At 70.6% G+C, this 22,502-nt stretch carries 17 protein-coding genes; 9 read left to right on the plus strand and 8 right to left on the minus strand.

What is annotated here, in order from left to right; genetic code table 11:
* Positions 1-44 precede the first annotated feature (44 nt).
* Positions 45-1,121, minus strand: coding sequence for a metallophosphoesterase (locus ABZ848_RS23675; protein ID WP_360834845.1), 1,077 nt, complete (start codon positions 1,119-1,121; stop codon positions 45-47).
* 200 nt (positions 1,122-1,321) lie between these two features.
* Entirely contained in the window at positions 1,322-2,434 is a 1,113-nt protein-coding gene (locus tag ABZ848_RS23680) for a LacI family DNA-binding transcriptional regulator (RefSeq protein WP_360834847.1), read from the minus strand.
* A 419-nt stretch (positions 2,435-2,853) separates the two neighbouring features.
* Here ABZ848_RS23680 and hisC point away from each other — a divergent pair, with 419 nt between their 5' ends.
* From hisC to ABZ848_RS23710, 6 genes are all read left to right on the plus strand, one after another.
* The gene (gene hisC, locus ABZ848_RS23685) at positions 2,854-3,933 is read left to right on the plus strand and encodes a histidinol-phosphate transaminase (RefSeq protein ID WP_360834849.1); all 1,080 of its coding nucleotides are present in this window, start codon (positions 2,854-2,856) and stop codon (positions 3,931-3,933) included.
* A 198-nt stretch (positions 3,934-4,131) separates the two neighbouring features.
* Positions 4,132-5,640 (plus strand): cytochrome ubiquinol oxidase subunit I, encoded by a 1,509-nt coding sequence (locus ABZ848_RS23690; RefSeq protein ID WP_360834851.1) that lies wholly within the window; start codon positions 4,132-4,134, stop codon positions 5,638-5,640.
* An 18-nt stretch (positions 5,641-5,658) separates the two neighbouring features.
* Positions 5,659-6,663: a cytochrome d ubiquinol oxidase subunit II gene (gene cydB, locus ABZ848_RS23695; RefSeq protein ID WP_360834853.1), complete on the plus strand. Its 1,005-nt coding sequence runs from the start codon at positions 5,659-5,661 to the stop codon at positions 6,661-6,663.
* Between the two features lie 35 nt (positions 6,664-6,698).
* Positions 6,699-10,190: a thiol reductant ABC exporter subunit CydD gene (gene cydD / locus ABZ848_RS23700; RefSeq protein ID WP_360834855.1), complete on the plus strand. Its 3,492-nt coding sequence runs from the start codon at positions 6,699-6,701 to the stop codon at positions 10,188-10,190.
* Between the two features lie 54 nt (positions 10,191-10,244).
* Positions 10,245-11,930: a GAF domain-containing protein gene (locus ABZ848_RS23705; protein WP_360834857.1), complete on the plus strand. Its 1,686-nt coding sequence runs from the start codon at positions 10,245-10,247 to the stop codon at positions 11,928-11,930.
* 136 nt (positions 11,931-12,066) lie between these two features.
* A complete protein-coding gene (locus tag ABZ848_RS23710; RefSeq protein ID WP_360834859.1) occupies positions 12,067-13,125 on the plus strand; it encodes a M23 family metallopeptidase in 1,059 nt (352 codons plus the stop codon).
* A 68-nt stretch (positions 13,126-13,193) separates the two neighbouring features.
* On the opposite strand, the gene ABZ848_RS23715 is transcribed toward ABZ848_RS23710, so the two are convergent.
* From ABZ848_RS23715 to ABZ848_RS23740, 6 genes are all read right to left on the minus strand, one after another.
* Positions 13,194-14,081, minus strand: a complete 888-nt coding sequence (locus ABZ848_RS23715) for a Cof-type HAD-IIB family hydrolase (protein WP_360834861.1) — start codon at positions 14,079-14,081, stop codon at positions 13,194-13,196.
* A gap of 76 nt (positions 14,082-14,157) precedes the next feature.
* On the minus strand, positions 14,158-15,063 hold the full coding sequence (locus ABZ848_RS23720) for an LLM class flavin-dependent oxidoreductase (protein WP_360834863.1): 906 nt from the start codon (positions 15,061-15,063) through the stop codon (positions 14,158-14,160).
* A 124-nt stretch (positions 15,064-15,187) separates the two neighbouring features.
* On the minus strand, positions 15,188-15,736 hold the full coding sequence (locus tag ABZ848_RS23725) for an RNA 2'-phosphotransferase (protein ID WP_360834865.1): 549 nt from the start codon (positions 15,734-15,736) through the stop codon (positions 15,188-15,190).
* Positions 15,737-15,857: 121 nt separating this feature from the next.
* Positions 15,858-16,796: a MerR family transcriptional regulator gene (locus tag ABZ848_RS23730; RefSeq protein WP_360834867.1), complete on the minus strand. Its 939-nt coding sequence runs from the start codon at positions 16,794-16,796 to the stop codon at positions 15,858-15,860.
* A 79-nt stretch (positions 16,797-16,875) separates the two neighbouring features.
* Positions 16,876-18,627, minus strand: coding sequence for an SDR family oxidoreductase (locus ABZ848_RS23735; RefSeq protein WP_360835198.1), 1,752 nt, complete (start codon positions 18,625-18,627; stop codon positions 16,876-16,878).
* Between the two features lie 2 nt (positions 18,628-18,629).
* Complete coding sequence (locus ABZ848_RS23740; protein ID WP_360834869.1) at positions 18,630-19,472, minus strand: M24 family metallopeptidase; 843 nt, start codon at positions 19,470-19,472, stop codon at positions 18,630-18,632.
* Between the two features lie 253 nt (positions 19,473-19,725).
* On the opposite strand from ABZ848_RS23740, the gene ABZ848_RS23745 reads away from it, so the two are divergent.
* From ABZ848_RS23745 to ABZ848_RS23755, 3 genes are read left to right on the plus strand one after another with little or no spacing between them, the layout of a single operon-like run.
* Complete coding sequence (locus ABZ848_RS23745) at positions 19,726-20,688, plus strand: ABC transporter ATP-binding protein (protein WP_360835200.1); 963 nt, start codon at positions 19,726-19,728, stop codon at positions 20,686-20,688.
* Positions 20,678-21,586: an ABC transporter permease gene (locus ABZ848_RS23750; RefSeq protein WP_360834871.1), complete on the plus strand. Its 909-nt coding sequence runs from the start codon at positions 20,678-20,680 to the stop codon at positions 21,584-21,586. The genes ABZ848_RS23745 and ABZ848_RS23750 overlap by 11 nt, the downstream gene beginning before the upstream one ends.
* On the plus strand, positions 21,583-22,494 hold the full coding sequence (locus ABZ848_RS23755; protein WP_360834873.1) for an ABC transporter ATP-binding protein: 912 nt from the start codon (positions 21,583-21,585) through the stop codon (positions 22,492-22,494). The genes ABZ848_RS23750 and ABZ848_RS23755 overlap by 4 nt, the downstream gene beginning before the upstream one ends.
* Positions 22,495-22,502: the final 8 nt, after the last annotated feature.

A 22,502-nucleotide genomic window follows, 5' to 3' on the forward strand; every position in this document is an offset into this window, starting at 1 on the left:
TCGTTGCCATTCCTCCGAGAGAGGAACGCTTTCCCCGTGAACGTTCAGATATCCAGGGGAAGTTCCTGCACCAGCAGCTTTCCGGCCATGGTCACTCCGCCGTCCATCGCGATGGCCAGGCCTTCCGCGTAGATGTGCGGTCCCTCGACCACCGGACCGGAGTTGTCCTCGCCGTCCTCGGAGCCGACCTCGCCCAGCAGATAGGGAATCGGGCTGTGACCGTGAACGATGCGGGTGCCGCCGTACGTATCCAGCAGGGAGCGTACGGCGTCTGCACCGCCCTCGTCGCGGAAGGAGAACCGCTTGGTGAACTTGCGGAACAGGTCCCAGCACTCGTCGGCGTCGTTGCGCGTGAGGGTCTCGCGCACGGTGTCGTTGACCGCCTCGATCGAGTCGCCGTAGTCGAGGTAGGCGGTGGTGTCGGAGTGGACGAGCAGATAGCCGTCCACCTCCTCGACCGCGTCCAGGCGCGCCATCCACTGCAGGTGGTGGTCCTGGAGGCGGTCCATGTCGCTCTTCTGGCCGCCGTTGAGCAGCCAGGCCGCCTGGAAGGTGGCGGTGCCCGCGCCGGAGTTGACGGGGGTGTCGCCGAACCGCTTGGCGCCGAGCAGCAGCAGCTCGTGGTTGCCCATGAGCGCCTTGCAGTAGCCGCCGGCCGCGGCCGCCTCCGCGGACAGCCGCATCACCAGGTCGATGACGCCGATGCCGTCCGGGCCGCGGTCGGTGAAGTCGCCGAGGAACCACAGCCGGGCGGTGCCGGCGGACCAGTTGCCCGCGGCGTCGATGAGGCCCTGGGCCTGCAGGGCGGCCACCAGTTCGTCGAGGTAGCCGTGCACATCGCCGACGACGTAGAGCGGACCCGCGCCGTCCGCGTCCTGCGGGGCGGCGAGGGACGCCGGGTCGACGCCCACCGGGACCGTGTCACCGCGGTTGATCACGGGCAGGTCCCGCTCGGTCGGGGTGTACCCCTCGGGGTACGTCTCCTCGTGCGCCGGTACGACGTCACCGGGGTGTGTGCTCTGGCCGTACGGACCGGTCTCGTGGACGTACGCGGGCACCCGGAAGTCGGGCAACGTCGCCGTCCGCTCCACCTCGGGTCCCTGACCGGCCCCCTGAGTCATCAGACCCCTCCACCATCGCGCCGCATCTGCACCGCTTCGGACTGCCTGGTCGCAGCGGCCCGCGGTGTCGTGGGCCCATCATAGGAATGCGGATCGCGCCATGTGATGACCCAGGGGTGGTGAATCGGAGCAAGAGTCCAGTTCACCGCGGCTTTCGCCCCGATTGGGCAGAGCTTGGGCCGCTGCTGACAGCGCTTGTTCTACTCCTCTTCGGGCGAACGCGGGGGGCTGACCGTCGTGCGCGGAGAGCGTCGCTCGGACGAGGTGCGCACGATCAGCTCCGTCGGTATCACCTGCTCGACCGGTTGGTCCGATTCGACCCCCTCGATCGCGTCGATGAGCAGCTGCACGACGGCCGTGCCGATCCGGCGCGGCTTCAGTGAGAGTGTCGTGATCGGCGGCTCGGTGTTGGCGTACACGGTCGATTCGCTGCAGCAGACCAGAAGCAGGTCGTCCGGTACGCGCAGGCCGTAGCGACGGGCGGCGGCGAGCAGATCGGTGCCGTTCGGGTCGAACAGCCCGTAGACGGCGTCCGGCCGGTCCGGGCGGGCCAGCAGCCGGTCGGCGGCGACGGCGCCCGCGCACGGATCGTGCGCCGGGTAGGCCTCGTACACCGGGTCCTGGCCGACGCGCTCGCACCAGCGCAGGTACGCCGTGGTCGACAGATGGGTGTACGTGTCCGTCGACGTCCCCGTCAGCAGGCCGATGCGGCGGGCGCCGGCGTCGGCCAGATGGTCGAGGATGCCGAGCACGGCGGCCTCGTGGTCGTTGTCGACCCACGCGGTGACCGGCAGGGCGCCGGCCGGGCGGCCGTCGGAGACCACCGGTAAACCCTGCCTGACCAGTTCGCTGACCACCGGGTCCTGGTCGGAGGGGTCGATCACCACGGTCCCGTCCAGGGCGACGTTCGACCACACGTCGTGGCGCGAGGTCGCCGGCAGGATCACCAGCGCGTAGCCCCGGGCGAGCGCGGCCGAGGTGGCGGCCCGCGCCATCTCGGCGAAGTACGCGAACTCGGTGAAGGTGAAAGGTTCATCCCCGTACGTCGTCACGGTCAGGCCGATGAGACCCGACTTGCCGGTACGGAGCGTGCGGGCCGCTGCCGACGGGCGGTAGCCCAGCCGGTCGGCGACCTCGCGGACATGGCGGCGGGTGGCGTCCGGGAGCCTGCCCTTGCCGTTCAGGGCGTCGGAGACGGTCGTGATGGAGACTCCGGCGGCGGCGGCCACATCCCTGATGCCCGCCCGACCCGGCCGGCTGCCTCGACGGGAGGTTTCCGCGCGGCTCACCTGGTGCTTCCCTGCTGCTGTCATGGCGAGCCGATAGTAGGGCTCATGCGGTGGGGTAGGGCGGACGCATATGCACGCGTTGACAGGCACGTTTCTGCAAGGTCATAAGCCGTCAACTACCTTTGAAACACAGTCAGTTGAACGATCCAATGGCACTACGTGACTTGTCGGCACGCATGAGCCTGCCAAGTGCTCGATGTTTCGAAGAGGTCTCAACTCACCTGCACGGGTGATGCGCGCCAGGGCGTGAGCCACCGGCGCATAGATATATGTAGCCGCGCCCCCCGATTCGTCTGCGTTCGTACGGTGATGCGCCTGATGCTGGTGTGACGGATGAGGTCGGCTCCTCCGGCGAACCCGGTCCGCGCTCACCTGTACGCAGCGGCGCCGAATCCTCATAAGGTGAGCAGTATTGGAAGCCGGTGGTCATGAGGAGGACTGCGGTGAGCGAGACGAGCCCGAAGCTGCGCGCCGAGCTGGCGGGTATCCCCACCTACAAGCCGGGGAAGCCTGCCGCGGCCGGTGGGCCGGTGGCCTACAAGCTGTCCTCCAACGAGAACCCCTATCCGCCCCTGCCCGGCGTGATGGAGAGCGTGACGGCCGCCGCCTCCTCCTTCAACCGCTACCCGGACATGGCCTGCACGGGCCTGATGAACGAGTTGTCCGACCGCTTCGGCGTTCCGCTCTCCCATCTGGCCACCGGCACCGGTTCGGTCGGCGTCGCCCAGCAGCTGATCCAGTCCACCGCCGGCCCCGGCGACGAGGTGATCTACGCCTGGCGGTCCTTCGAGGCGTACCCGATCATCACGCAGATCAGCGGAGCCACTTCGGTGCAGGTGCCGCTGACGCCCGGTGACGTGCACGACCTGGACGCGATGGCGGACGCGATCACCGACCGCACGCGACTCGTGTTCGTCTGCAATCCCAACAACCCGACCGGCACGGTCGTGAAGCGGGCCGAGCTGGAGCGCTTCCTCGACCGGGTGCCGGCCGATGTCCTGGTCGTCCTTGACGAGGCCTACCGCGAGTTCATCCGCGACAACGAGGTTCCGGACGGCGTCGAGCTGTACCGCGAGCGCCCCAACGTCTGCGTCCTGCGCACCTTCTCCAAGGCGTACGGCCTCGCCGGTCTGCGGGTCGGCTTCGCGATCGCCCATGAGCCGGTGGCGGCGGCGCTGCGCAAGACGGCGGTGCCGTTCGGCGTGAGCCAGCTCGCCCAGGACGCGGCGATCGCCTCGCTGCGCGCCGAGGACGAACTGCTCGGCCGGGTCGGCTCGCTGGTGTGCGAGCGCAACCGCGTCGTCGAGACGCTGCGGGCCCAGGGCTGGACGGTGCCCGAGACCCAGGCCAACTTCGTGTGGCTGCGGCTGGGGGAGCGCACGGTCGACTTCGCGCAGGCCTGTGAGCAGCACGGCGTGGTGGTCCGGCCGTTCCCGGGCGAGGGCGTGCGGGTGACGGTCGGGGAGACCGAGGCGAACGACATCTTCCTGAAGGTGACGGAGGCCTTCCGTAAGGAGCTGTAGCAGTCGTCGTAAGCTGCGGGGCGCCTCGGTTCCACGTGAAACCGAGGCGCCCCGTGCGCTAGGGGCCGACCGGTCCTGTCCGGGTGTGACCTATTGGACCCTCTGGGGGACCCCCCGCCCATCCCGTGTCGAACAGGCATGGTCCATAATTGCTTGTGAATGTGAACGCTTTCACAAGCGTACGTAAGGAGCGGCGACGTGAATCTGGCGTTGGCGCCGGAGACTCTGGCGCGATGGCAGTTCGGTATCACCACCGTCTACCACTTCCTGTTCGTCCCCCTGACGATCTCGCTGGCCGCGCTGACGGCCGGCCTGCAGACCGCCTGGGTGCGCACGGAGAAGGAGAAGTACCTCAGGGCGACCAAGTTCTGGGGCAAGCTCTTCCTGATCAACATCGCGATGGGCGTGGTCACCGGCATCGTGCAGGAGTTCCAGTTCGGCATGAACTGGTCCGACTACTCGCGCTTCGTCGGTGACATCTTCGGCGCCCCGCTCGCTTTCGAGGCGCTGATCGCGTTCTTCTTCGAGTCGACCTTCATCGGCCTGTGGATCTTCGGCTGGGACAAGCTGCCCAAGAAGATCCATCTGGCCTGCATCTGGATGGTCTCGATCGGCACGATCCTGTCGGCGTACTTCATCCTCGCGGCCAACTCCTGGATGCAGCACCCCGTCGGCTACAAGATCAACAAGGCCAAGGGGCGGGCCGAACTGACCGACTTCTGGCACGTGCTGACCCAGAACACCGCGCTGGCCCAGGCCTTCCACACGCTCAGCGCGTCCTTCCTGACCGGCGGCGCGTTCATGGTCGGCATCGCGGCCTTCCACCTCTTCCGCAAGAAGCACGTCTCCGTGATGAAGAGCTCGCTGCGCCTGGGCCTGGTCACCGTGGTCATCGCCGGTCTGCTCACCGCTATCAGCGGCGACACCCTCGGCAAGGTCATGTTCAAGCAGCAGCCGATGAAGATGGCCGCCGCCGAGGCCCTGTGGGACGGCCAGGACTCCGCGCCGTTCTCGATCTTCGCGTACGGCGACGTCAGCAAGGGTCACAACACCGTCGAGCTGTCCGTCCCCGGCGTGCTGTCGTTCCTCGCCGACGACGACTTCAACTCGTACGTCCCCGGCATCAACGACACCAACAAGGCCGAGCAGCAGAAGTACGGCCCCGGCGACTACCGGCCCAACATCCCGGTCGCCTTCTGGGCGTTCCGCTGGATGATCGGCTTCGGCATGGCGTCCTTCGCCATCGGCATCCTCGGCCTGTGGCTGACCCGGAAGAAGTTCATGCTGCCGCAGCATCTGCGGGTCGGCGACGACGAGGTGCCCCATCTGGTGCTCTTCCGGAACAAGGCCCTGAGCCCCAAGCTCGGCAGGCTGTACTGGCTGGTGGCCATCTGGACGCTGGGCTTCCCGCTGATCGCCAACTCCTGGGGCTGGATCTTCACCGAGATGGGCCGCCAGCCGTGGGTCGTCTACGGCGTCCTGCAGACCCGGCACGCGGTCTCCCCCGGTGTCTCCCAGGCCGAGGTCCTCATCTCGATGATCACCTTCACCGCGCTCTACGCCATCCTCGCCGTCGTCGAGGTCAAGCTGATGGTGAAGTACGTCAAGGCCGGCCCGCCCGAGCTCACCGAGGCCGACCTCAACCCGCCCACGAAGATCGGCGGCGACGTCCGTGACGCCGACAAGCCGATGGCCTTCTCGTACTAGGCCGAGGGAGATCGAGTCATGGAACTTCACGACGTCTGGTTCGTGCTCATCGCCGTCCTGTGGACCGGCTACTTCTTCCTGGAGGGCTTCGACTTCGGGGTCGGTATCCTCACCAAGCTGCTCGCCCGGGACCGGCCCGAGAAGCGGGTGCTGATCAACACCATCGGCCCGGTCTGGGACGGCAACGAGGTGTGGCTGCTCACCGCGGGCGGCGCGACCTTCGCCGCCTTCCCCGAGTGGTACGCCACCCTCTTCTCCGGCTTCTACCTGCCGCTGCTGGTCATCCTGGTCTGCCTGATCGTGCGCGGAGTCGCCTTCGAGTACCGCGCCAAGCGGCCCGAGGAGAACTGGCAGCGCAACTGGGAGACGGCGATCTTCTGGACCTCGCTGATCCCGGCGTTCCTGTGGGGCGTGGCCTTCGGCAACATCGTGCGCGGAGTGAAGATCGACAAGAACTTCGAGTACGTCGGCAACTTCTGGGACCTGCTCAACCCGTACGCCCTCCTCGGAGGCCTGGTCACGCTGACGCTGTTCACCTTCCATGGAGCGGTGTTCACGGCGCTCAAGACCGTCGGCGACATCCGGGTCCGGGCGCGGGCGCTGGCGACGAAGGTCGGTCTCCTCACCGCCGTACTGGCGCTGGTCTTCCTGCTCTGGACGCAGGTCGACAGCGGCGACGGCAAGAGCCTGGTCGCACTGATCGTGGCCGTCGCCGCCCTGGTCGCGGCGCTGGCGGCGAATCAGGCCGGGCGAGAGGGCTGGTCGTTCGCACTGTCCGGCGTCACGATCGTGGCCGCGGTGGCGATGCTCTTCCTGTCGCTCTTCCCGAACGTCATGCCGTCGTCGCTCAACGGGGACTGGAGCCTCACGGTCACCAACGCCTCGTCGAGCGCGTACACCCTGAAGATCATGACCTGGCTGGCGGCGATCGCCACACCACTCGTCCTGCTCTACCAGGGCTGGACCTACTGGGTGTTCCGCAAGCGCATCGGTACGCAGCACATCGCTGAGTCCGTGCACTGAACATCGCCGCGACCGTGCACTGAGGTGTGTTTCACGTGAAACCAATCGATCCGCGACTGCTCCGATACGCCCGAGCCACCCGCCTCTTCATGGCGGCCGTGGTCGGCCTGGGCGTCCTCGGTGCCCTCCTGGTCATCGCGCAGGCGATGCTCATCGCCGAGGTCGTGGTGGGCGCCTTCCAGCACGGCATGTCGGTCGCTGAACTCCGCACTCCCCTGCTGCTGTTGGTCGCCGTCGCCGGCGGTCGCGCCCTGGTCTCCTGGCTCACCGAGCTCGCCGCGCACCGGGCGAGCGCGGCGGTGAAGTCGGAGCTGCGGGGGCGGCTGCTGGAGCGGGCGGTCGCGCTGGGGCCCGGCTGGCTCGGCGGGCAGCGGACCGGATCGCTCGTCGCCCTGGCCACGCGTGGCGTCGACGCCCTCGACGACTACTTCTCGCGCTATCTGCCGCAGTTGGGGCTCGCGGTGGTCGTGCCGGTGGCCGTGCTGGCCAGGGTCGTCACCGAGGACTGGGTCTCGGCGGCCATCATCGTGGGAACCCTGCCGCTCATCCCGGTCTTCATGATCCTCATCGGCTGGGCCACGCAGTCCCGGATGGACCGTCAGTGGCAGCTGTTGTCCCGGCTGTCCGGGCACTTCCTGGACGTCGTCGCGGGTCTGCCGACCCTGAAGGTGTTCGGGCGGGCCAAGGCGCAGGCCGAGTCGATCAAGCGCATCACCGGCGAGTACCGGCAGGCGACCATGCGCACGCTGCGGATCGCCTTCATCTCCTCCTTCGCCCTGGAGCTGCTCGCCACGCTCTCGGTGGCGCTGGTCGCGGTGACGATCGGCATGCGGCTCGTGCACGGCGAGATGGACCTGTACGTCGGCCTCGTCATCCTGGTGCTCGCGCCCGAGGCGTATCTGCCGCTGCGGCAGGTCGGAGCGCAGTACCACGCGGCGGCGGAGGGTCTCGCTGCCGCCGAGGAGATCTTCGCGGTGCTGGAGACACCTGTGCAGGCTTCGGGTAGCGGTGCCGTGCCGGCGGGTGCCGTGGCCTTCGAAGGGGTCACCGTCCGCTATCCGGGCCGGTCGGAGGACGCCGTCTCGGACGTGTCCTTCGCCGTCGAGCCCGGGGAGACCGTGGCCCTTGTCGGGCCGAGCGGTGCGGGCAAGTCGACGCTGCTGAACGTGCTGTTGGGGTTCGTGCCGGCGACCGAGGGGCGGGTGCGGATCGGGGGAGTCGATCTCGCCGAGGTGGACCTGGAGCAGTGGCGGTCGCGGATCGCCTGGGTGCCGCAGCGGCCGCACCTGTTCGCCGGGACCATCGCCGAGAACGTACGGCTGGCACGTCCCGACGCCGACGACGCCGCCGTACGGCGGGCGTTGGGGGACGCCGGGGCGCTGGAGTTCGTGGACGCGCTGCCCGCCGGGGTCGGCACGGTGCTCGGCGAGGACGGTGCCGGGCTGTCGGCGGGCCAGCGGCAACGGCTGGCGCTGGCACGGGCGTTCCTCGCGGACCGGCCCGTACTGCTGCTCGACGAGCCGACGGCGGCGCTGGACGGGGCCACCGAGGCGGAGGTCGTGGAGGCGGTACGGCGGCTGGCGGTGGGGCGGACCGTGCTGTTGGTGGTGCATCGGCCGGCGCTGCTGGGGGTGGCGGATCGGGTGGTGCGGCTGGCGGAGCCGATGGTGCCTGCTGTCGTGGAGGGGCGGGTGTCCGCGGCGGCTCGGACTGAGCCGCCAGTGGTAGGCGACACCACTCTGGAAGCATCCGCAGCCACCGAGCCCTCTGGGCCAAGTGGCGGCGTCCTCGCGCGCGTCCGTGCCATGTCCGGCCCACGGCGCGGTCGTCTCGCCCTGGCCCTGCTGCTCGGCAGTCTCGCGCTCGGCAGCGCCGTCGGGCTCATGGCCACCTCCGGCTGGCTCATCTCGCGGGCCTCGCAGCAGCCTCCCGTGCTCTACCTGATGGTGGCCGTGACGGCGACGCGGGCCTTCGGGATCGGGCGGGCCGTGTTCCGGTACGGGGAGCGGCTTGTGTCGCACGACGCCGTGCTGCGGATGCTCGCCGACACCAGGGTCGCCGTCTACCGGCGCCTGGAGCGGCTGGCGCCCGCCGGGCTGCGCCGTACCCGCCGGGGCGATCTGCTCTCGCGGCTCGTCGCCGACGTGGACGCGCTCCAGGACTACTGGCTGCGCTGGCTGCTGCCCGCCGGTGCCGCCGCGCTCGTGTCGGCCGCCTCCGTCGGCTTCACGGCGTGGCTGCTGCCGGAGGCCGGCGCCGTGCTCGCCCTCGGCCTGCTCGCGGCCGGCGTCGGCGTCCCGCTGATCACGGCTGCCGTCGCCCGGCGCGCCGAACGCAGGCTGGCCCCCGCCCGAGGAGTGCTGGCCACGCGGGTGACCGACCTGCTCACCGGCACCGCGGAGTTGACCGTCGCCGGCGCCCTGCCCGCCCGTACGGCCGAAGCACGCCGGGCCGACGGCACACTCACCCGGATCGCCTCCCGTGCGGCCGCCGCCACCGCGCTCGGCGACGGGCTCACCGCGCTGATCTCCGGCCTGACCGTCGCCGCCACCGCCCTCGCGGGCGCCCAGGGAGTCGCCGACGGGCGGCTCGGCGGCGTCGCGATGGCGGTCGTCGTCCTCACCCCGCTGGCCGTCTTCGAGGCCGTACTCGGGATGCCGCTCGCCGTGCAGTACCGGCAACGGGTGCGCAGGAGCGCGGAGCGGGTGTACGAGGTGCTGGACGCGCCCGCGCCCGTACGGGAGCCCGAGCGGCCCCGGCAGGCGCCCGCCTCCCCCTTCCCGGTCGCCCTCAAGGGGCTTATCGCCCGGCACGCCGGGCAGGACCGGGACGCGCTCACGGAGCTCGATCTCACCCTCGACCAGGGGCGCCGGGTCGCCGTCGTCGGACCGTCCGGATCCGGCAAGACCACCCTCGCCCAGACCCTGCTGCGGTTCCTGGACGCGCGGGCCGGCTCCTACACGCTCGCCGGCGTCGACGCGTACGCGCTCGACAGCGACGACGTACGACGGCTGGTCGGGCTGTGTGCGCAGGACGCGCACCTCTTCGACAGTTCGGTGCGCGAGAACCTGCTGCTGGCGAAGAAGGACGCCACCGAGGACGACCTGCGCGACGCACTCGCCAGGGCGCGGCTGCTGGACTGGGCCGACGGTCTGCCCGACGGGCTCGACACGCTGGTCGGCGAGCACGGCGCGCGGCTGTCCGGCGGGCAGCGGCAGCGGCTCGCGCTGGCCCGCGCGCTGCTCGCCGACTTCCCGGTGCTGGTGCTCGACGAGCCCGCCGAGCACCTCGACCTGCCCACGGCCGACGCGCTGACGGCCGACCTGCTGGCCGCCACCGAGGGCCGTACGACGCTGCTCATCACCCACCGGCTGGCCGGACTCGAAGCGGTCGACGAGGTCGTCGTACTCGATGAGGGGCGGGTTGTGCAGCGGGGGTCGTACGCGGAGCTGGCGGCTGTGCCGGGGCCGTTGCGGGCGATGGTGGAGCGGGAGGCGGAGGCGGAGTCACTGGTGGGGGCGGCGTAGGGCGCGACCTCGTCTCAAGTTTCCGTAACAAATGGGACTAATTACGCTCGGGGCATGTCCGTCGCACCGTCGTCCGGCCCCGAGCGCCCTCTGCCCGGCCTCTCCGCCGAGCTGGCCGCCCATGTGCCGCAGCTTCTGGAGGCGATGCGGTCCGTCGGGAGTGGGCTCGAACTGCACTCCACGCTGGAGCGGATCTGTGAGACCGCGGCCGATCTGACGGGCGCCCGGTACGCGGCGATCGGGGTCGTCGACGAGGACGCGGACGGGCTCGCCGACTTCGTGTTCCGCGGGGTCGACGCGGAGACCGCGCGGCGGATCGGACGGCTGCCCGACGGGCGCAAGGGGCTGCTCGGGGCGCTGATCCGGGACCCGGAGCCGGTGCGGCTCGCGGATCTGACGCGGGATCCGCGCTCGTGCGGCTTCCCCGAGCACCATCCGGTGATGCGCGGCTTCCTGGGGCTGCCGATCCGGGTGCAGGGCGAGATCTTCGGCAATCTGTATCTGACGGAGAAGCGGGACGGTCAGCCGTTCGACGACTTCGACCTGGACATGGTCCGGGTGCTGGCGACCGAGGCCGGTATCGCCGTCGGCAACGCCCGTCTGTACGAGGCTGCCAGGCAGCGGGAGCAGTGGATCGACGGGTCGGTGGCCGTCACCACGGCGCTGCTGTCGGGCGGGGACGCCGACGACGCGCTCCAGGTCGTCGCCGAGCAGGCGCGCCGGCTGTCCGGGTCCGCGGCCGGGGTCGTGCTGCTGCCCGCCGACGAGGGCGGCCTGGAGATCGTGGCCGTGGCCGCGGACCGGCCCTCGACCATGCTGGGCTCGGTCGTCCCGCCGGAGAGCGAGCTGGTCGCCGAACTCCTCGACGGACAGGCCGTGTTCGTCGACGACGCGGCCACCGACCCGCGCATGCTCACCCCGTACGCGCGCGCGTACGGGCCGGTCATGATGCTGCCGTTGCAGAGCGACGGGCGAGTCCTCGGGGCGCTCGTCACCCCGCGGACGCAGGGCGCGCCGGCGTTCACGGAGGCCGAGCGGACTATGGCGGTCCAGTTCGCCTCGCAGGCGGCGCTCGCGCTGATGATGGCCGAGGCGCAGCGCGACCGGGAGCGGCTCGCGGTGTACGAGGACCGCGACCGGATCGCCCGTGACCTGCACGATCTCGTCATCCAGCGGCTGTTCGCGACCGGCATGATGCTGGAGAGCGCCCAGCGCGGGTCGGTCGTGCCCGAGGTGCGGGACGGGGTCGGCAAGGCGGTCGACGAACTCGACGTCACCATCCAGGAGATCCGCACCGCCATCTTCGCGCTCCAGCAGGGCCCCACCGAGGTCCCCTCCGGGCTGCGCACGCGCGTGCTGCGCGAGATCAACATGGCCGCCGTGCCGCTCGGCTTCAAGCCCGCGCACCGCTTCGTCGGCGCGGTCGACACCCTGGTCGGCGACCTCACCGGCAAGAACCTCATCGCCGCCCTGCGCGAGGCCCTCTCCAACGCCTTCCGGCACGCCCGGGCCTCCCGCATCGACGTCGTCGTCGACGCGACGGTGACCCTGCCGGACGGACGCCCGGGCGTACGGCTGACGGTCGCGGACGACGGCGTCGGGATCCCGGCGGACGGCCGCCGCAGCGGCCTGAACAACCTCAAGCGGCGGGCCGAGTCCCTGGGCGGCGACAGCAGGCACGGGCCGGGCATCGGGGAGGACGGCGGCGGTACGACGGTGGTGTGGGAGGCGCCTTACTGAGCCGGGCGTGACCCTCCCGCGACGGCCGCGCGTGGCAGCCGTTCCTGGTCGCGCGTGCCCCGTCCGCAGCAACGGGTCCCCCAGCCGTACGAGTTGAACAGGACCGGGGCCGGGGTGCCGGGACACGATCGCTGACATGCGCTCACCTCGCCGTCACCCGCTGCTCGTTCCGGCGCTGCTGTGCGCTCTCGCCGTGTTGGCGGCCCGGCCGACGGCGGCCGACGGGGAGCCGGGCGACCAGGACGGCGACTCGGACGTCAGCGCGCAGGTGGCGCGGCTCTACCAGGACGCGGCGGTGGCGACCCAGCGGTACGAGATGGGCCGGCAGGAGTCGGAGCTGCAGCGGGCACGGGCCGGGCGGGCGGAGGCGCTGCTCGCCCGCGAACGGCAGGAGATCGCCGTGATGCACGAGGACCTCGGGCGCATCGCCCGCGCCCAGTACCGCACCGGTGGCGGGCTTCCGCTGACCGCGCAGATCATCCTCGCCAAGAGCCCGGACGAGCTGATGCGCGGTCAGCATGTCTTCTCGCAGGCGAATCTGGCGCTGGAGAACGCGGTCGGCAAGAGCCGCCGGGCCGAGGCGCGGCTGGCCGCCGACGAGAAGAAGGCCGCGGCCCAGTGGCAGGCCCTGGAGAAGCGGAACGTTGGGCTCGCGGCCATGAAGGACGGCATCCAGCGCAGCCTCGAACAGGCGCGCTGGGAGTTGCAGGGCCGGGCGGACGCCTCGGTGGCGGCGGGCAGCTGCCGTGGCGCGGTCCGGCTGGACCAGCCGAACGCTCAGGTCACGCAGGCGTGGGTGACGCCGGTGGAGACGTACGAGCTGTCGGCGGGCTTCGGCAGCGGCGGCGACCGGTGGGCGAACCGGCACACCGGGCAGGACTTCGCGGTGCCGATCGGGACGCCGGTGCGGGCGGTCGGCGCGGGCCGCGTGGTGAAGGTGTCCTGCGGGGGCGCCTTCGGCATCGAGATCGTGATCGAGCATCCCGGCGGCTACTACACCCAGTACGCCCACCTGGCCGCCGTGACGGTCGACCAGGGCGACCGAGTGAGTACGGGCCAGTGGATCGCCCAGTCCGGCACCAGCGGCAACTCCACCGGCCCGCACCTGCACTTCGAGGTCCGGGTCACCCCGGAACTCGGCTCGGCGGTGGACCCGCTGCCGTGGCTGGCGGCACGCGGCGTGGCGGTCGGATAGAGGCGGAGCGGTCGATGTAAGGGGCGCAATCAATAGCCGACGCCTCTTACAACGGCTGTCGGCCTCCGCTACCCCCGCTCCGCCAGCATCCGCTCGATCACGACCGCCACCCCGTCCTCGTTGTTGGCGACCGTCCGACCGGAGGCCGCCGCGATGACGTCCGGGTGGGCGTTGCCCATCGCGTACGAGCGGCCCGCCCAGGTCAGCATCTCGACGTCGTTCGGCATGTCGCCGAAGGCGACGACCTGTTCGTGCGAGATGCCGCGCTCGGCGCAGCACAGGGCGAGCGTGCTGGCCTTGGAGACGCCGGGGCCGCTGATCTCCAGCAGGGCGCTGGGGCTGGAGCGGGTGACGTTGGCGCGGTCGCCGATGGCGAGGCGGGCGGCGGTGAGGAAGCCGTCCGGGTCGAGCGTCGGATGGTAGGCGAGGATCTTGAGCACCGGTTCCCCGGCCGCGAGCCCGTCCGGCGCCAGCAGCTCCTCGGCGGGCGCGAGGTTGTCCGGGGTCTCCATGTGCAGCTTGGGATAGTTCGGCTCCTGGTAGAAGCCGTACGTCTGCTCGACCGCGTACACCGTGCCGGGCGCCGCGTCCCGCAGCAGTCGTACGGCGTCCAGCGCGTTGTCCTTCGCCAGCTCGCGCACCTTCACGAAGCGGTGGGCGCCGGGGCCGCCGTGCAGGTCGACCACCGCCGCGCCGTTGCCGCAGATGGCCAGGCCGTGGCCGTGCACGTGGTCGCTGACGACGTCCATCCAGCGGGCCGGGCGGCCGGTGACGAAGAAGACCTCGATGCCCGCCTCCTCGGCGGCGGCGAGGGCGGCGACGGTACGCGGGGAGACCGACTTGTCGTCGCGCAGCAGGGTGCCGTCGAGATCGGTGGCTATGAGCCGGGGCGGGACGGCGGCGGCCGGGGTCTCGGGCTGTCGAGTCGCTGAGGTCACCCGGCCATTCTCCCGCATATGCCCGCACGGCCGTGCGGGAGTGCGCACATGTGAGTGGTTACCGTCCTCATCAGCACCGTCACCCTCCGTCGACTCAGCCGAGCTGCGCCTGCGCCTCCATGGCGATCTGTTCGAAGACCTTCTGGTCGGCGGCGAACGCCGTGTCGGGGATGGGCCAGTGGATCACGATCTCGGTGAAGCCCAGCTCGCGGTGGCGGCCGGCGAAGTCCACGAACGCGTCGAGCGACTCCAGCGGGCGGGCCCGGTCCGGGGTGAACCCGGTGAGCAGGATGCGATCCATTCCGGCCATGTCCCGCCCGATCTCGGCGCAGGCGTCGGCCAGCTTCTCGGCCTGTCCGCGAATGGCCTGAATCGACTGTTCAGGAGTGCCGTTCTCGTACAGCTTGGGGTCGCCGGTGGTCACCCAGGCCTGCCCGTACCGGGCGGCGAGCCGCAGTCCGCGGGGCCCGGTCGCGGCCACCGCGAAGGGCAGCCGGGGCCGCTGCACACAGCCGGGGATGTTCCGCGCCTCGTGCGCCGAGTAGTAGTTGCCCTCGTACGACACCGAGTCCTCGGTCAGCAGCCGGTCCAGGAGCGGCACGAACTCGGCAAGCCGGTCGGCCCGCTCGCGCGGCGTCCAGGGCTCCTGCCCGAGCGCGGTGGCGTCGAAGCCGGTGCCGCCCGCTCCTATGCCGAGGGTGATGCGGCCGCCGGAGATGTCGTCGAGGGAGATCAGCTCCTTGGCGAGGGTCACCGGGTGCCGGAAGTTGGGCGAGGTCACCAGCGTGCCCAGGCGCAGTCGCTCGGTTACGGCCGCGGCGGCGGTCAGCGTGGGCACCGCACCGAACCAGGGGCCGTCGCGGAAGGGGACGCGCCAGGAGAGGTGGTCGTAGGTGTAGGCGGTGTGGAAGCCGAGCTGCTCGGCCCGCTGCCATGCCGAACGGCCGCCCTCGTGCCAGCGGCGGTGCGGAAGGATCACGGTGCTCAGACGCAGACTCATGCGTACGAGACTAAGCGCACCCTCTGACAACGGACGAAACGGTCACCGTGCGCGGCTGCCCGGCCACGGGGTGGGGTGGAACGGTGTCGGGTGCTCGCGGGTGGGTGCCTGTTCCCGCGGGGAGTCAGTGCGACTCGGGGAAACGCAGGTACCGCGGGGGCACGCCCTGCGTCAGCCACACCCCGTTCGCGCTGACGTGGAACACGTGTCCGTCCCGGTGCATGGCGCCCGCGTCCACGGAGAGGACGACGGGCCGGCCGCGCCGCGCGCCCACGCGCGTGGCCGTCTCACGGTCGGGCGAGAGGTGCACGTCGTGCCGGTTCATGGGGCGCAGCCCCTCGTCGCGGATGGCGTCCAGGTAGCGGTCCACGGTCCCGTGGTAGAGGTAGGGCGGCGGGGTCGCCGGGGGCAGTCCCAGGTCGACGTCGACGCTGTGGCCCTGGCTGGCGCGGATCCGGGTGCCGTCGACAGCGAAGCGCTGTTTGTCGTTGGCGGCGACGACATGGTCCAGTTCGTCCCGGGTGAAGCGGAAGTTGTGCGCGGCGGCCGCGGCGATCAGCTCGTCGATCTCGACCCAGCCGGCGTCATCGAGGGTCAGCCCGATTCGTTCGGGTTGGTGCCGCAGGTGCTTCGAGAGGTATTTCGACACCTTTACGGTGCGTCTTTCGTCCATGCGATCAGCATGAGGGGAGAGACGTGCGTCACGCTAATTTTTTTGTTCCGAGGTTTGATCCACAACCAACTGTAGTTATCCACAGGCTACTTGGCGGTTCTGTGGACAACTCCCCGACATGTCAGCCCCCTTCGTCAAGATCACCTGGGGGGCCTCCCCTTGACGCGAGCACGTCCAACACCCTTGCCCGCACCTCCCGTTCAGCCGCCAGCCCCACGAACTCCGCCGCCCGTTCAGCTCCAACCAGCTCTTCCACCGCCCGAATCGTCTCCTCGGGCAGAACCACGGAGCGTGACATCGGCCGGGCCTGCGCAGCGCTGTGCCCGCCGAGGTGCTGTCGCAGATGCCGTACCGCCAACAACCGCATCGCCCGGGCGAGTTCCGCGTCCACCGTCTGCTGCGCGAGCGGCCGCAGCCGTCGTACCAGCGAGGCCGCTTCGGCCGCGTCGGCGTCGGTCGGGCGGTGCGGGCCTTCGAGGTAGCGCGCGAAGACGTGCTCGGTGGTGAACTCCAGGAAACGCGCCGCGATGTGCTCGACCTGCCCCCTCAACTCCCGCAGATGACCGGAGATCGCGGACAGCGGCACGCCCGCCGAGTGCAACTCCACGGCCACGGCGAGCTCTTGGGGGCTCGGTACGAGGAAGACGTCCTCGTCGCCCGGGATCGGCTCCAGGATGCCGAGCTCCACGGCGTCGGCGACGGCGGCGGCGTCGGGGGAGCCGCCGAAGCGTTCGTCGAGCTCGGCGCGGGTGATCCGTACCGCCTCCTCGTCGGTCCACGGGCCGTCCACCTCGGCGACCAGCCCGAGCACCCCGCCGAGGCCGCGGCCCGCGTCCCAGGCCTCCAGGAGCTCCTTGATGGAGGCCAGGGTGTAGCCGCGGTCGAGGAGGTCGGCGATCCGGCGCAGCCGGGCGAGGTGGGCGTCGGAGTAGAGATTGGCGCGGCCGCGGCGCTCCGGGCGGGGGAGCAGGCCGCGGTCCTGGTAGGCACGGATGGTGCGAACGGTGGCGCCGCTGGCGTGGGCCAGGTCCTCTATCCGGTACACGGCAGCGTCGCTCATGCCGCAGTCCTCGCCGCGCCGGGGCCTTTGCCCGCCGCCCGCGCCGCTGCCGGGGCTCTCCAAGCCGTCCTCGCCGCGCTCACAGCGGTGGTTCCAGCCGGGCTATCGCCCGCAACGCGCGCGGGGTGAAGCGGGACATGAGGTGGGCGCCGCGGGCCTCCGGAGTCACGGGTACGACGGCCTGGTTGCGGACGACGGCCTTCAGGATGGCGTCGGCGACCTTCTCCGGCGGGTAGTTGCGCATCCCGTACAGGCGCGCGGACTTCTTCTGGCGCCGCTTCTCCTCCTCGGCGTCCACGCCCGCGAAGCGCGCGGTCGAGGTGATGTTGGTGTTGACGAAGCCGGGGCAGATCGCGCTCACTCCGATGCCCTGACCGGCGAGTTCGGCGCGCAGGCACTCGCTGAGCATCAGCACGGCCGCCTTGGACGTGCTGTAGGCGGGCAGCGCCTTGGAGGGCTGGTACGCGGCCGCCGACGCGGTGTTGACGATGTGGCCGCCCTGGCCGCGCTCGGCCATCTGCTTCCCGAAGAGCCGGCAGCCGTGGATGACGCCCCACAGGTTGACGTCGAGGACCTTCTTCCAGTCCTCCGGTGTGGTGTCGAAGAAGGAGCCGCCCAGACCGATCCCGGCGTTGTTCACCAGGACGTCCACCACGCCGTACTCGGCGGCGACCTTGTCGGCGAGCTTCTCCATGGCCTGCTCGTCGGAGACGTCGACGGTCTCCGCCCAGGCCTCGGGGGCGCCGACCAGCCGGGACAGTTCGGCGGTGCGGGTCGCGGCCTCGGCGTCCCGGTCGACGGCGACCACGCGCGCGCCGGCCTCGGCGAAGGCGAACGCCGTGGCCCGTCCGATGCCGCTGCCCGCGCCGGTGACCAGGACGAGCTGTCCGCCGAACCGCTCGGCGTACCTGCCGGTGGCCGTCACCTCGGTCCTGCCTCCTTCGGTGGCCGTCACGAACTCCGTGATCCAGGACGCCAGTCGGTCGGGGCGGGTGCGCGGTATCCAGTGCTTGGCCGGGAGCGTGCGGCGGGTCAGCCGCGGGACCCAGGTGTCGAGGTCGTCGTAGAGCCGCTCCGACAGGAAGGCGTCCTCCAGGGGCGTGATGAGCTGCACGGGCGCGTGCGCGTACGCATCGGGGCGCGGCCTGCGCAGCCTGGCCCGGACGTTGTCGCGGTACAGCCATGCCCCGTGGGCCGCGTCCTGGGGCAGCGAGGAGGTGGGGTAGCCGTCGGCGGGCACCTTTTCGAAGCGGCGCAGGACGGCCGGCCAGCGCTTGCCGAGAGGGCCGCGCCAGGCCAGTTCGGGCAGCACGGGCGTGTGCAGCGCGTACACGTACCAGGACTTGGCTCCCTGGCCGAGGAGTTGGCCGACCCGGCGTGGAGTGGGCTTCTTCAGGCGGCTGTTGATCCAGTGGCCGAAGTGGTCCAGGGACGGCCCGGACATCGACGTGAAGGAGGCGATACGTCCCTCGGTGCGCTGGACGGTGACGAACTCCCAGGACTGCACCGAGCCCCAGTCGTGCCCCACCACGTGCACCGGCCGGTCCGGGCTGACCGCGTCGATCACCGCAAGGAAGTCGTCGGTGAGCTTCTCCAGGGTGAAGCCGCCGCGCAGGGGCTGCGGCGCAGACGAGCGGCCGTGCCCCCGGACGTCGTACAGCACCACGTGGAAGCGGTCCGTCAGCCGTCCGGCGACCTCGGACCAGACCTCCTTGCTGTCCGGGTAGCCGTGCACCAGGACGACCGTCGGCTGTGCGGAGTCGCCCAGTTCGGCGACGCACAGTTCGACGCCGCCGGTCCGCACCCAGCGCTCGCGCGCGCCCTTGAGCATGCTCACTTGTCCTCCGCCCAGCGCCGCACGTGCGGCAGATCGTCGTCCAGCCAGAAGGCGCTCTGCTCGGGGTCCCTGGAGTCGGTGACGACGAGGATCTCCTCGAACTTCGCGCCCGTGCCGCGGAATCCGAGGTGGGGTTCGACGGCCCACAGGCCCGGCTGCGGCGGGTGGTCGGAGAAGCGGTACGGCGACCAGAGCGGGGACCAGCCCTCGCGGTGACCGTGCAGCGCGTCGGCGGCGAGGCCCTTCAGGGACTGGGTGCCGAATCCGAACAGGTGGGGTGAGAAGCGGCGTTGCCGCACGCGGTCGACCTTGTGGGCGATGACGCCGAAGGGGTAGGCGCGGTGCCGGTTGGCGTAGCCCTGGCGGACCATGAGGCGGTCCACGTCCTCGTAGATCGTGCGCAGCGGGCGCCGCTCGCGCACCTCGCGCAGGATCAGCTCGCGGTGCGCCTCCAGGTCGGCCATCAGCCGGTCCTGCACGGGGTTGACCCCGAGCGAGCCCGAGTAGCCGATGTCGGCCGTGCAGCCGTCGTACACGGGAGCCATGTCCAGGATGAACGGCATCCCGGGCTCCAGGCGGCGGTCGGTCGGGAAGAACTGGAGCGGGACACGGAAGTTCACGAAGGCCGTGCGGTCGCCGAACCAGGCGAAGGGCAGGTGGAACCAGTCCCGCACCCCGCGCTCTCGCAGCCACGCCCGCTGCATACGGGCCGCCTCGCGCTCGGTCACCCCGGGCTGCAGCTGGGCGGCGACCGCCTCGGCGCACTCGTAGGCGAGGCGCTGCACCTGCCTGAATCCCCGCAGTTCCACGGAGAGTTCGTCTGCCACTGCCGTCGTCATGCCACCGCCCCACCCTCGTCCACGCCGACTGCGGTACGTGTCCGTAACTTGACACCAGCGAATGTGACAGTTGTTAGAGGCTGCGTCAATAGGCGGGGTCGGGCCTGTGGACAACTCTCGGTGACGGATAACTGTCCGTAGCTCTCAGGTAGGGGTCTCCCCTACGGACCCGTACATCTGGAGTCTGAGACGAAGACAGCTCTGCGGTCTGACGACCGGCGTGGTCCAGGTCACTACCTTCGAATGCGTGACTGTGATCGCGACCGAAAGCCTGAGCAAGCGGTTCCCCCGGGTGACCGCGCTTGACCGGCTCTCCGTCGACGTCGGACCCGGTGTGACCGGGCTCGTCGGAGCCAACGGAGCCGGCAAGTCCACCATGATCAAGATCCTGCTGGGTCTGTCCCCCGCCTCCGAGGGCCGCGCCGAAGTGCTCGGGCTCGACGTCGCGACGAAGGGCGCCGCCATCCGCGAGCGCGTCGGCTACATGCCGGAGCACGACTGCCTGCCGCCGGACGTCTCGGCGACCGAGTTCGTCGTGCACATGGCCCGCATGTCCGGCCTGCCGCCGACGGCCGCGCGCGAGCGCACCGCGGACACACTGCGCCATGTCGGCCTGTACGAGGAGCGCTACCGCCCCATCGGCGGCTACTCGACGGGCATGAAGCAGCGCGTGAAGCTCGCCCAGGCCCTCGTCCACGACCCGCAGCTGGTCTTCCTGGACGAGCCGACCAACGGCCTCGACCCGGTCGGCCGCGACGAGATGCTCGCACTGATCCGGCGCATCTACACGGATTTCGGCATCTCGGTCCTGGTCACCTCCCACCTCCTTGGCGAGCTGGAGCGCACCTGCGACCACGTGGTCGTCATCGACGGCGGCAAGCTCCTGCGCTCCAGCTCCACCACGGACTTCACCCAGACCACGACCACGATCGCCATCGAGGTCACCGACACCGACGAGCACCCGGACGGCACGCGCGTGATGCGCGAGGCGCTGCACGCGCGCGGGGTCACCGTCGAGGCCGGCAGCGGCCTCCCCGGCGCCGGCCACCTCCTGCTGCTGACCGCGCAGGGCGAGGAGACGTACGACCTGGTGCGCGACGTCGTCGCCGACCTCGGCCTCGGCCTGGTGCGCATGGAGCAGCGCCGCCACCACATCTCGGAGGTCTTCACCACCGAGGACGAGCAGAGCAAGGAGGCGGCCGTCCATGGCAGTTGAGCACCCCGTAGCCGCTACGGCCGGTGACCAGACCCGCATCCACAACATCGGCTACCGCAACTACGACGGCCCCCGCCTCGGCCGCTCGTACGCGACCCGCTCGCTCTACTCGCAGTCCCTGCGCGGCGCCTACGGCCTCGGCCGCTCGGTCAAGTCCAAGGTGCTGCCCATGCTGCTGTTCGTGGTGATGTGCGTGCCCGCGGCCATCATGGTCGCCGTCGCGGTCGCCACCAAGGCCAAGGACCTGCCGGTCGACTACACGCGCTACGCGATCATCATGCAGGCCGTCATCAGCTTGTACGTCGCCTCGCAGGCGCCCCAGTCGGTCTCGCGCGACCTGCGCTTCAAGACCGTGCCGCTGTATTTCTCCCGGCCGATCGAGACCGCCGACTACGTACGCGCCAAGTACGCGGCGCTGGCCTCCGCGATGTTCGTCCTGACCGCGGCTCCGCTGCTCGTCCTCTATGTGGGCGCGCTGCTGGCCAAGCTCGACTTCGCCGACCAGACCAAGGGATTCGCACAGGGACTCGTCTCCGTGGCACTGCTCTCACTGCTCTTCGCCGGCATCGGCCTGGTCATCGCCTCGGTGACCCCGCGGCGCGGCTTCGGCATCGCCGCCGTCATCGCCGTACTGACGATCTCCTACGGCGCGGTCTCCACGCTCCAGGCGATCGCCGACGCCCAGAACAGCACGGGCGCCATCCCCTGGATCGGCCTGTTCTCGCCCGTCACGCTCATCGACGGCGTCCAGTCGGCCTTCCTCGGCGCGAGCTCGGCGTTCCCCGGCGCGGTCGGCCCGACCAACGGCGAGGGCGCGGTCTACGTCCTCGTGGTCCTCGGCCTGATCGCCGCCTGCTACGGCCTCCTGATGCGTCGCTACCAGAAGGTGGGACTGTGACCACGCTCAACATCGACCACGTCTCCCGCTGGTTCGGCAACGTGGTCGCCGTCAACGACATCACCATGACCATCGGCCCCGGTGTCACCGGCCTCCTCGGCCCCAACGGCGCCGGAAAGTCCACCCTCATCAACATGATGGGCGGCTTCCTCGCCCCCTCCACCGGCACCGTCACCCTGGACGGCCAGCAGGTGTGGCGCAACGAGGCGATCTACAAGCACATCGGCATCGTCCCCGAGCGCGAGGCGATGTACGACTTCCTCACCGGCCGCGAATTCGTCGTCGCCAACGCCGAGTTGCACGGCCTGGGCGCCAAGGCGGCACAGAAGGCCCTGGCCACGGTCGAGATGGAGTACGCGCAGGACCGCAAGATCTCGACGTACTCCAAGGGCATGCGCCAGCGCGTGAAGATGGCGAGCGCCCTGGTGCACGACCCGTCCCTGCTCCTGCTCGACGAGCCGTTCAACGGCATGGACCCGCGCCAGCGCATGCAGCTCATGGACCTGCTGCGCCGCATGGGCGACGAGGGCCGCACGGTCCTCTTCTCGTCCCACATCCTCGAAGAGGTCGAGCAACTCGCCTGGCACATCGAGGTCGTGGTCGCCGGACGGCACGCGGCCAGCGGTGACTTCCGCAAGATCCGCCGCCTGATGACCGACCGACCGCACCGCTACCTGGTCCGCTCCAGCGACGACCGCGCCCTCGCGGCCGCGCTGATCGCCGACCCGTCGACGTCCGGCATCGAAGTCGACCTTCAGGAAGGCGCGTTGCGCATCCAGGCCGTCGACTTCGGCCGCTTCACCGCGCTGCTGCCGAGGGTCGCCCGCGACCACGGCATCCGGCTGCTGACGGTCTCGCCGTCCGACGAGTCCCTCGAGTCCGTGTTCTCGTACCTGGTCGCGGCGTAGGAGGCCGA

This window comes from Streptomyces sp. NPDC047081 (genome assembly GCF_040643775.1).
Lineage (GTDB): Bacteria > Actinomycetota > Actinomycetes > Streptomycetales > Streptomycetaceae > Streptomyces.

Coding starts and splice junctions, on each gene's coding strand:
- ABZ848_RS23675 (WP_360834845.1), bottom strand. CDS start 1,121: ATGACTCAGGGGGCCGGTCAGGGACCCGAGGTGGAGCGGACGGCGACG.
- ABZ848_RS23680 (WP_360834847.1), bottom strand. CDS start 2,434: ATGACAGCAGCAGGGAAGCACCAGGTGAGCCGCGCGGAAACCTCCCGT.
- cydB (WP_360834853.1), top strand. CDS start 5,659: ATGGAACTTCACGACGTCTGGTTCGTGCTCATCGCCGTCCTGTGGACC.
- ABZ848_RS23705 (WP_360834857.1), top strand. CDS start 10,245: ATGTCCGTCGCACCGTCGTCCGGCCCCGAGCGCCCTCTGCCCGGCCTC.
- ABZ848_RS23710 (WP_360834859.1), top strand. CDS start 12,067: ATGCGCTCACCTCGCCGTCACCCGCTGCTCGTTCCGGCGCTGCTGTGC.
- ABZ848_RS23715 (WP_360834861.1), bottom strand. CDS start 14,081: ATGCGGGAGAATGGCCGGGTGACCTCAGCGACTCGACAGCCCGAGACC.
- ABZ848_RS23720 (WP_360834863.1), bottom strand. CDS start 15,063: ATGAGTCTGCGTCTGAGCACCGTGATCCTTCCGCACCGCCGCTGGCAC.
- ABZ848_RS23725 (WP_360834865.1), bottom strand. CDS start 15,736: ATGGACGAAAGACGCACCGTAAAGGTGTCGAAATACCTCTCGAAGCAC.
- ABZ848_RS23730 (WP_360834867.1), bottom strand. CDS start 16,796: ATGAGCGACGCTGCCGTGTACCGGATAGAGGACCTGGCCCACGCCAGC.
- ABZ848_RS23735 (WP_360835198.1), bottom strand. CDS start 18,627: ATGCTCAAGGGCGCGCGCGAGCGCTGGGTGCGGACCGGCGGCGTCGAA.
- ABZ848_RS23740 (WP_360834869.1), bottom strand. CDS start 19,472: ATGACGACGGCAGTGGCAGACGAACTCTCCGTGGAACTGCGGGGATTC.
- ABZ848_RS23750 (WP_360834871.1), top strand. CDS start 20,678: ATGGCAGTTGAGCACCCCGTAGCCGCTACGGCCGGTGACCAGACCCGC.